This is a genomic window from Caballeronia humi, assembly GCF_001544475.1.
GTDB lineage: Bacteria > Pseudomonadota > Gammaproteobacteria > Burkholderiales > Burkholderiaceae > Caballeronia > Caballeronia humi.
This window is the reverse complement of record NZ_FCNW02000104.1, coordinates 1-9,163: the sequence shown is the minus strand read 5'-3', so window position 1 is coordinate 9,163 and position 9,163 is coordinate 1. Positions and strand designations below refer to the sequence as shown.

Sequence of the window (9,163 nt, the reverse complement as noted above, 5' to 3'; positions counted from 1 at the left end):
GATCTGGCGAGGTTTGCGAAGACTCATCGATATTCAACTCGGCTTTGAACTCGCCAAAAATTGTGGGTAATCGAAAGTTCGACGACCGCGTGCACGGCGCCAGCATAGATCGCGCCATCATTGCCGTTCGAGGGTCAGTTGCTCACCCTCACGCATCACTGCGTCTCCGATCTGCAGGGCTCGTGCTGCCTCGTCGACTTGATCGCAGTATTGCAGCCAGTGATCGTAGCGGGGACCCGTACAGGGTTGTCTCCAACCCTGGTGGAAAGTTACTGGAGACGTACGGTGCAATCACCGCAGACAGGCCCAGCGCTGCGCTCGTCCACTTTTATAAGAGCTATCGGGCCGGGGTGCGCGCAAAAATCGCCGCGTGGCATCTGCGGGAGGAGGCATTCCGTGATTCTCCGAATGCTCAGGGTGGCGGCTGTCGATCGCATTCTTCTCAGATTCAAGCTGCGTATGCCGTTGCATGGAGCGGCACCCGGCCAACATGCGACATTCAGGCCGTCTGTGCTATTTGTCGACAATCGAAAGCTTTCTATGCTATGCCGCGCATGACGGCTGCGAACAGAGTAATTCGTATCGGTCGATTGGTCGATTCCCGTGCCGGGGACCGCGCGCAGAATGCAGTCTTCGCATTGCGCATGCAGGCGATCAATCGGCGTTCTTCCAGACGACGTAATACACGACCGCAAGCGCGACTACAGCGACCAATGTAACGAAGGCGCATCCGAGCGCAAGCAATCTGACCATCATCGTCTCCTGGGAGCATTTGTTGCAGCCTGCAACGGTGTTATCGGCCCACATGTTCGCAAAAAGAGCCGGACGAGCCGGTCGAACACGCCACTCTCCGGCTCTCTCCATTCCGTACCTACCTTATCCCGCAGTCTTGCGACCTCCATTGCGCTGGGTCAAGAAATGTGGCATCGGCGATGCTTTGTAATGTGCCGATTAGCATGGATGCGAAGGCCCAGGCCTTGATTACATCAGTCGCGCATCTGCCACGCTTGCTCACCAGCATCGGCAGCCATCCAGAAACATCTCCCCGCAAATTTTCAATCTGAACTACACCCTCTCGGGTAGATCAGCTAACCGCGTGCTTGCGGACACCTTTTTCGCTGTCGATGTGCCTGCAGTTCCATGACACATGTCAAAGCCGCGCACGTTGGGGGGCTGTACCGTGTGGAATACCACGTTCCGTTGGCCCCACCCTGAATTATCGAGCAAAATAATGAAACGACCGTTGGAAGTATTCTTTCAAGGCATCCCGCATTCGGATGCAATCGAGGCATCAATCAAACGCCACGCGACCAAGCTCGACGGGTTCTGCTCCGACATCATGCGCTGCCGCGTCAGCGTAATGCTCAACGAAAAGCATAGAAATCAAGGCAAGCTGTTCAATGTCCGTGTCGACACAACCATTCCCGGACATGAACTGGTGTCCAACAGGGAGCACGACGAGGATGTGTACGTTGCAATCCGGGACGCATTCAAGGATGCAACTCGCATGCTCGAAGATGCGGTACGAAAGCGACGAGGTCAGATCAAGCAGCATGAGGCACGTATCCCGGAGTAGTCGTGCATCTTGACGGGGAACAGGGATATGGTCTGATCATCAAGCCGCTGCCGGTACTGGAGAGAGTCGCGACCGTGAAGATGCCGATCAACACGTGATGCGCTCGCGTTTCGATCTCAGGGCCCTCGCGCGGTTGCGGCATCGCGGCCAGTGGAGCTTTGCCACGGGGCCGCGAAAGTATTCGCCGATCCATCGATCGTCGCAGTTCGGGACTCCCAGGAGCGGTCCCACGGCAATCACGCGCTGCTGTGACAGCATGGCGACACGGTCGCAGATCGCGCATAGCGTACGAGATCGTGCGTGACGTGATAGACCGTGAGCCCGAGCGCGTCGCGCAACGTATGGATCAACTGATCGAAGGCGGATGCGCTGACTGGGTCGAGCCCCGAAGTCGGCTCGTCAAGAAACAGGATCTCCGGATCGAGGGCGAGCGCGCGGGCCAGCGCGACGCGGTTGATCATGCCACCGGAAAGTGGCGCCGGCGCCTTGGCCATCGCGTTGGGTGGCCGGCCGACCAGCGCGAGCTTGACGCGGGCAAGTCATTCGGCGGCAGAGCATGCAAGCGCGGTAGGTTCGATCAGCGGCAGCGCCCCGTTGTCCAGCACGCTGAGCGACGAGAACAGCGCGCCGCGCTGGAAGAGAATGCCCATGCGCTCTTCGGCGCGCATGCGTTCGTCCGGTCGGAGTTCGGCGAGGTTCAAGCCAAACACGCGGATAGAGCCGGCGCCGAACTTTCATAGCCCAACGATCGATCGCAGCAGCACCGACTTGCCGCTGCCCGAACCGCCCACCACGCCGAGGATTTCGCCGTGCATGACGTCGAGGTTCAGGTGTTTGTGTACGATCTGCGTACCGAAACAGTCTGATAGATCGTGCACTTCGACGACCGACTCGTGACGCTCGTTCTGGTGGTAGTGGTTCACCATCCCATCTCCAGGAAAAAGAGGGCGGCAATGGCATCGAGCAGAATCACGACAAAGATCGATTGCACGAAGCTCGAAGTCGTATGCTCGCCAACCGACTGCGCGCTGCCCTCCACGCGGAGGCCTTCGAGGCAGCCGATGCACGCGATCAGGAACGCGAACACGGGCGGTTGCTCATCCCGATGAAAAAGTGCCGTTTCGGTCGCGCCAAGAAACGTGAACCGCGCCATGTTTCGAGTGTTTTTCGACGTGAGCACCAGGGTGAGCACGCATTGACGCAGTCGCAATTGACCGAATCAGTCACATCGATCGGAACGCGCCGCATTCGTTTGATCTGAGTCAGGCGCCGCGCCATGCGCGAGCGTTATGCTGCGCGAACTGAATCTGCGCTACGCGCCTGGAGGGTGAGCCATGGAACCAAACAAGAACACGGCGCCGAAAGCTGGTGGCTTCAGGCGCATCGTTCTTTGCGTGGATTCTTCGGAAGCGTCCCGATGCGCCGCCAAGTTCGCGGGGCTTTTTGCGCAGGCCGGTACCGAACTCACGATTGCCGCTGTGGCGCTCGACCCGAATCTGCTCGCTCCGCACGCGGCGCTCTCCGGGTTGGATTTGGACGTCGCACATAGGAAGTTGCTGGAAGACGCGGAGCGCGCTATCGCGGAGTCGAGCAGTGCGCTCGCAAATACGGCGGCTTCCGTGCGAACTCAGGTGATCGATCTTGCAAACGAAAGGGCCGATGTCTCGCATGCGCTCGCCGAAGAGGCACATGAGGACCGCGCGGATCTGATGATTGTCGGTATCCGACAACAGCACGGCCTGGCGAGGTGGTTCGAACCGTCAGTGGCAGACAGGCTCAGTCAACTCGCACCCTGCGCGGTAATCGTGGTGCCCGCAGGATACGCTAGCACGCGCGAGATCGGCACTCAGCGCATTCTGTTCGCGGTAGACGGCAGCTCTACGTCGCTCGCGGCGGTGAACACAGGCGCCACGCTCGCGACGCCCGACACACTAATACGTGTGGTCTATGTCGTGGATCGCGCGATACGCTACAGCGATTTCGTGCCCATGACACTGCTCGAGGACGCCTTCGTCAAGGAGGGCGAGCTGGCGATCGCGGCCGCGGCAGCACGGTTGGAATCCCTGCACAACGTCGCACGCTCGCTGGTTTCGGCTGATCCGATCAGAACCGACATCAGCGCTGGCGACGTTTCGCATGCGCTCTTGCGCGAAGCCGAACGCTGGAACGCCGATCTCATCGTGATGGGAACGCACAGGCGTGGGGTGGCGCGCGCATTCTTTGGCAGCGTCGCCAACCGGGTCGCTAGCCTCGCCACCATTCCGTTGTTGCTGGTTCGCGAGTAGCGCGATGAGAACGCCCTGAACGCGGTCTAAACCATCAGCGGGGCAGGTGGGCAAAAGGGTAATGGTTTCTGGGACTCGAGAGCATCCAGCCACTCGTGCCGGCGGCCTCGCAGGCCTGCACCTGCGGACGAATGGCGTACGCGCCGAATGCGCGATGATCGAACGCATAATCTCGAAACTGCCGGAGCCAGGGCCTGAACGGCACGCCCTGCGTCTTCTCCCTGACGAACTCGAGCGCCATCAGTTCCTCGAGCGCGGCGCGGTCAATCCGGTTGGGCAATGCCCAGTCGAAGTCTGCAAGCGGCTTGTTGTTGCCCAGGCGGGTGTCGCGGATACGCCGCCCGAGCGAACGGCGCGCGCGCTCCTGCTCTTCCCACCTGCAGCAACGGCCCGACCCATGACGCGTCGGCGATCTCGCTCCAGTGCGCCAGCAACCCGTACATCCGTAAGGCATGGGCGCGCTCGTCCAACTGCTCAGTCCTGTTTGTCAGGATCGGCCTCCGCTGCGAGCTGGTCGTAAATGTCGAGCCGGTGCGGCGTCACGCGCTTGTCCTTGTCACCCGTGTTCCGGCAGTTTGATGGCGATGGGCGGCGTGGCTCCCCCGGCAGCCCGCCGGCGCTCCAGTGTCAGGCGCCCCAGATTCTGGTGCGGCGCGGCGCCGCTCGCGAGGGTTTCCTCGATCGCGGCCTGAAGCTCGGCGGCGCCATACCAGTCGAGCAATCGCAGCAGTTGCGCGGTGATGTCGCCCAGATTGCTGCCGCGTTCGGCCGCGTGCAGCATCAGTGTCCGGGCAGCCGGTGCGGCGTGCGCGAGATGGTCCAGGCCGCGGTGGTGGCGAGCCTCACGTTTGTGCTCCACCAGCGCATCGATGTGCGCCGCGCTCGATCTGCGCGCCGCGGTTGTAACTGCGCGCATGCGCGGCGACGACATCGGCGCCATCGAGGATGCGCACCTGATGCTGGTCGACACGAACCGTGAGCGTGCGTCGCCCATGCGTGTGCGGTATCGAGTAGTCGTTCAGGTCGAAGCGCACATAGGCGTCCTGCCGGCTGTCACGGGAAGCTGCAGTCCGCACGGCTGTATTCAATGATGAGGAAGTCGTTGACGTTGTCACTCCTTCTCATTCGGAAATTGCGATCGTTGAGACGATCATTGCCATTGAGCTGGTCGATCCACAAACAGTAGCCGCGGTAATCCACGACGACCCTCGGGTTGTTCGGCATTTCCTTGTTGCTGTGAATCCGTGGAGAACTCTGCTCGTCGAGTGGCAGAGCTACGCGTGAATTGGCGATGATTCCGTTTGCTCTAGATCAACTGGGGTTCGGCGGTCTTGCATTATCTATGGTCCGTTGAGACATTCCGGTTGGAGTCGAGATGGCCTTCCTCGATAGATTATTTTCGCGTCAGCGCGCGCGCACGGGTTCAGATTTCGAAAAGAGGACCACCGATGCGGTTGCTCGAGTTCTCGCAATGAACCCGCGATTGAAGAACGCGCGTCGTTACGAAGAGAGGCTCACGCATGCGCTCACGACGGCGCTGGACTACACGGACAATCTTGTCGCCTCGTTGCCGCCGCTGCGCGATGCCAACGCCGACGCATGGTCGTCTGATCTGGCGATTCGGGCGTTCTTCGCGACACCCGACGATCTGGCTCAGGCCTTTAGTCGGTCGGAAACACTGCGTGCTTATTTCGAGAGCCGGGCCGATTTGACGGACGCGTATGCCGTCCTCGGCATGGCGATGACCGAGCGGCACGTATTGGGCGTCGCCCAGGAAGGAAACTCTGTCCGTCATGACGTGCCCCAGACTACGCTGTGCTTCAGTGACCATCGTGTCAAGATCTGCAGTGAATCAGATGCGTCATTGCATGCAGAGATTGGACGTCGAATGATCGATCAACTTACGCTGGAAGGCCTCGCGCGTCTCGCCGCCAATCAACGCGGGCTGGTGAAACAATCGCGGGCATTGATCAAGGAGCGTGTCGACCTGTTGGAAAGGCAAGGCGCGGGCATGCGTGCGGTCGTTGGCGCGCCTTTAATCACCGAATCAGCCGAGTTGGCTCGTCTTGGAATGCAGATGGAAGAGAATTCGCATGCGCTTGCCAAGCTCAGAGTGCCGGGGCAGCTAGGTGAGCTTGAACTGGAGTGTGTATGCAATGTGTTCTCGACACCATCTGACCACCTCTACGTTCAGAGCAGACGCGTGCGCCTGGACATGATGAACATAATACGGCCCGATGGAGGGGACGCGGGGCACGAGATTGAATTCCACTTCGCACGCGTTCCAGGCAATCCGGCCGTAGTGCGAGCGTTCGTGCTGGTGCGGATCCCACGGGGGGAGTTGCTACCGGCCGGACTGAACATCGATGCGGCGTTGCGGGCAATCTGAGATCATCGATAGCGGTCGTCCCCGGAAAGGCTCACAATCGAGCGCGGCTATTCGTAGAGCGCATTAATTCTGTCAATCCAGATTGGCCGCCGTACAACCGGTACCCGGTTGAATTGACGATATTGTTTCCAGTCCGAACGAAATAATGTCGTCAATTCGCATAAGTCCGCATTAAATTCGTCATTTCACGTCCTAGACTTCGAATTCCGTCCGTAAGGTGTTGATCTTATGGAAAATTCACTCGACAAGAAGCAGCCGGTGGCGCTTGTCAGACCGAGAGGCGCGCACCGTCTTGAGGTGTTCAGTCCGAAACTGGACCGGCGGCTGACGTTTTATCGGCGCTCCGCGCTTGAGCAGTGGATTCTGCTCGAAGCCGATCCTGCGGTTGGCGCTTTCTGCGAAAGGCCGGGGTTTATCCAGTACGGCGGACAGCGATATCTCGCGGAGTTCTGGGTTCGTTACGTTGATCGCGAGGAATTAGTCCTCCTTGGCGATTCGATTGTCGATATGGACGCGAGCCCTGCCGTACATCTGGCTCAGGCGGAGTTGACTGTCGGTCGGTCCTGCCGGCTGAACTCGCGGCGTCACGCATGTGGATCGACAACTGGCAGCGTATGCTGCCGTACATCGTGGCGAACCGGGGACTGGCTTCAGATGCCTTGTCGCACGCGATCGAACGCTTCCTTCGCGATCCGCAAAGACTGCTCGCAATCGAGCGGGAGTTCTCAACAGGCGATCCGATTGTCGTGCGTACGGCAGTGTTCGGGCTGCTGTACAGCGGCCGCGTGTGCGCTCAAGCTCTGAGAACCGAAGCATTGTCGCTCCTTACGGAGTTTGTCGCTGCGGAGCCAGTGCCATGAGCCGGCGCAAACCTGACTTCCAGGAACTCGACGTCACAGCCTGGCCTGATGTCGCCTACACAGAACTCGACAAGGAAGAAGTTCACGCCTTCCAGGTGCGCATGCAGGCGATCGAGCGCTACGCGCGGGGCGAGTGCGTAAAGGATATCGAGCAAGCGACCGGCGTCAACCGGCGGCAGCTCTATCGTTGGCTCGAACGGGGTTTGTCGCTCCATCCAGACGGACGCCCTTACGGATTTCGCGCACTGATCAAGCATGTGAGGATCGGTGGATATGTCCGGGTGAGTCCAGTGACGGTTCGGGGCGAACGCGGCAGTCGCGGTACGGTCGGGGCGCTGTCGCAACTTTTCGAGCGCCACCCGACGCTTGCGGCCTGGCTGCTATTGCAGGTCAGGCAGCGCCGCGTGCTGCTGCAGCAGCTCAACACCGATGGACGATTGCGGACACGTCTGCGGGGCTTGCGGTCGCTGCACGACGAATTCCTGCGACAGTGCAGGATGGTCGGGCTGACAGCGGCGGATTATCCGTTCAATACGGCCGGCCACGCGATCCGCTCGCTGTCGCAGCGCCTGAAGGCGGAGATGCTGCGCGGTTTTGGAACGGCCGCCCGCTCGGCGGGGGCCTCGCATCTGAAAGGTCTGCCGCGCACAGAGGGCACAAAGAGCCCGGCCGCGACGCGCCCGTATCAGGTAGTGGAGTTCGACGGTCACCGCCTCGACATCCGCCTGAAGGTGGTCGTTCGCGATCCACTGGGCTTCGAGCACGAGTTCGAGATGGAGCGGGTGTGGCTCCTCGTGATCATCGACGTGTGCACGCGTGCCGTGCTGGGTTTCCACATCGTGCTGGCCAGCGAGTATTGCCGCTACGACGTGATCAAGACCATCGAAAAAGCGCTGGAACCCCATCGCCCCAAGGCATTCAACATAGCCGGGCTCGGCTACGGACCGCAGGATGGGCGAACGAAACGTTGACGGCACTGTGCGAATTCATCGGCTGCTGTGTCGACGCCGGTCCGCGCTACAGTCCCGACGAGCGTCCCTACATCGAGCGCTTCTTCGGCACGATCGCGAGCCGCCTGTCGTCGCGCCTGCCAGGCTACACCGGTTCGCATCCACGCGATCTGCGCCGCGCTCTTTCCGACCCGAAAGACAACCTGCGCCTGTACGTGTCTCTCGACGAACTTGAAGAACTTGTCGAGTATGCGATTGCTGCCTACAACGGCACACCACACAGCGGCCTAAATAATGCCACTCCTCTTGAGGCGATTGAATATTTCGTGCGCGGCAAGCAAACGCTGGTGACGTGGCTTGCCGAACAGCGCCGTCGCACGCTGTGCCTGATGCAGTCGGCACGGCGCTGTCGGGTTCGCGCCTATCTCGAGCAGGGCGTGCGCCCGCACATCAAGCTTCATGGCGTGCGCTATACCAACGGCGTGCTGGCGACCAGCGCTCACCTGATCGGCAGGAATCTGCTCGTGTATATGAATGCCGATGACCTGCGCTGCGTGCGGGCGTTTCTACCGGATGGCACCGAACTGGGCGTGCTCGAAGCGCAGGGCGCGTGGCGGGTGGTGCCGCACAACCTCAAGCTGCGTCAGGAGATCCGCAAGGGAAAAGGCAAACGTCGCAATCACGTCGGGGCCGACGTCAATCCAATCGAAGCGTACGTGCGGGAGAAGCTGGCACAGGCGAAGACGACGCGCAAGGCCGCGACCCAACTCGCTCAAGCGATGCGGTTGCTCGCGACGGCGCCCACCGTGCGCACCCCGGCCGGACCGCCGCGAACGGTCGAGCCCGGTGCCGCGCCAGTGTCGACGGTCGCGCAATCGCCCGCGACGTCACCTGTCAATGAGGCGGATCTCGCGCCGCGTGCACCCGTGCGGCCGAAGAAACTCTCCATTGGTACCGGGCAGGTTTTCTAACCCTGTCATTTGCTTGGGAGGTGTCATGTCGCCCCAGTTACTGCGTCCGATTGATCGTAAGCGATAGTTTTAGCACACCGAACAGGGAATCACTTGCAAGCGAAGGGCAAGCATGGCTGCGTCTAGCGGTCT

10 protein-coding genes and 2 pseudogenes are annotated in these 9,163 nt (G+C 60.6%); 5 read left to right on the top strand and 7 right to left on the bottom strand.

Features of this window, described 5'->3' with window-relative positions; all coding sequences use genetic code 11:
- Positions 1–1,231 precede the first annotated feature (1,231 nt).
- On the top strand, positions 1,232–1,576 hold the full coding sequence (locus AWB65_RS33570) for an HPF/RaiA family ribosome-associated protein (RefSeq protein ID WP_087660599.1): 345 nt from the start codon (positions 1,232–1,234) through the stop codon (positions 1,574–1,576).
- Positions 1,577–1,812: 236 nt separating this feature from the next.
- Here the strand turns inward: AWB65_RS33570 and AWB65_RS38090 are convergent, their stop codons facing one another.
- From AWB65_RS38090 to AWB65_RS33560, 4 genes and pseudogenes are all read right to left on the bottom strand, one after another.
- Positions 1,813–2,070 (bottom strand): ATP-binding cassette domain-containing protein, encoded by a 258-nt coding sequence (locus AWB65_RS38090; protein ID WP_445344253.1) that lies wholly within the window; start codon positions 2,068–2,070, stop codon positions 1,813–1,815.
- Positions 2,071–2,115: 45 nt separating this feature from the next.
- A complete protein-coding gene (locus AWB65_RS38085) occupies positions 2,116–2,277 on the bottom strand; it encodes a hypothetical protein (protein ID WP_445344252.1) in 162 nt (53 codons plus the stop codon).
- A 33-nt stretch (positions 2,278–2,310) separates the two neighbouring features.
- Positions 2,311–2,502, bottom strand: a complete 192-nt coding sequence (locus AWB65_RS38080) for an ATP-binding cassette domain-containing protein (RefSeq protein ID WP_445344251.1) — start codon at positions 2,500–2,502, stop codon at positions 2,311–2,313.
- Positions 2,496–2,695 (bottom strand): annotated as a pseudogene (locus AWB65_RS33560) (ABC transporter permease); the annotation flags it as partial. The gene AWB65_RS38080 and the pseudogene AWB65_RS33560, both read right to left, overlap by 7 nt.
- Before the next feature lie 215 nt (positions 2,696–2,910).
- Between AWB65_RS33560 and AWB65_RS33555 the strand changes: the two are divergent.
- Positions 2,911–3,861 carry a universal stress protein gene (locus tag AWB65_RS33555; protein ID WP_087671108.1) on the top strand — a complete coding sequence of 317 codons (951 nt, stop codon included), beginning with the start codon at positions 2,911–2,913 and terminating at the stop codon, positions 3,859–3,861.
- Between the two features lie 34 nt (positions 3,862–3,895).
- On the opposite strand, the gene AWB65_RS37975 is transcribed toward AWB65_RS33555, so the two are convergent.
- The 3 genes from AWB65_RS37975 to AWB65_RS37430 all read right to left on the bottom strand — a co-directional run bounded on the left by AWB65_RS37975 (position 3,896) and on the right by AWB65_RS37430 (position 4,937).
- A complete protein-coding gene (locus AWB65_RS37975) occupies positions 3,896–4,315 on the bottom strand; it encodes a putative glycoside hydrolase (protein ID WP_087671107.1) in 420 nt (139 codons plus the stop codon).
- A gap of 102 nt (positions 4,316–4,417) precedes the next feature.
- Positions 4,418–4,642, bottom strand: a complete 225-nt coding sequence (locus tag AWB65_RS37435) for a hypothetical protein (RefSeq protein WP_235008040.1) — start codon at positions 4,640–4,642, stop codon at positions 4,418–4,420.
- Positions 4,643–4,703: 61 nt separating this feature from the next.
- Positions 4,704–4,937, bottom strand: coding sequence for a Mu transposase domain-containing protein (locus AWB65_RS37430; protein ID WP_235008037.1), 234 nt, complete (start codon positions 4,935–4,937; stop codon positions 4,704–4,706).
- A 299-nt stretch (positions 4,938–5,236) separates the two neighbouring features.
- On the opposite strand from AWB65_RS37430, the gene AWB65_RS33540 reads away from it, so the two are divergent.
- The 3 genes and pseudogenes from AWB65_RS33540 (at position 5,237) to AWB65_RS33530 (ending at position 9,031) form a co-directional block, all read left to right on the top strand.
- Positions 5,237–6,250, top strand: a complete 1,014-nt coding sequence (locus AWB65_RS33540) for a hypothetical protein (protein ID WP_087660412.1) — start codon at positions 5,237–5,239, stop codon at positions 6,248–6,250.
- Between the two features lie 590 nt (positions 6,251–6,840).
- The gene (locus AWB65_RS37815) at positions 6,841–7,110 is read left to right on the top strand and encodes a hypothetical protein (RefSeq protein ID WP_327359525.1); all 270 of its coding nucleotides are present in this window, start codon (positions 6,841–6,843) and stop codon (positions 7,108–7,110) included.
- A pseudogene (locus tag AWB65_RS33530) lies at positions 7,107–9,031 on the top strand (helix-turn-helix domain-containing protein). The gene AWB65_RS37815 and the pseudogene AWB65_RS33530 overlap by 4 nt, the downstream one beginning before the upstream one ends.
- The last annotated feature ends 132 nt before the right edge of the window (positions 9,032–9,163 follow it).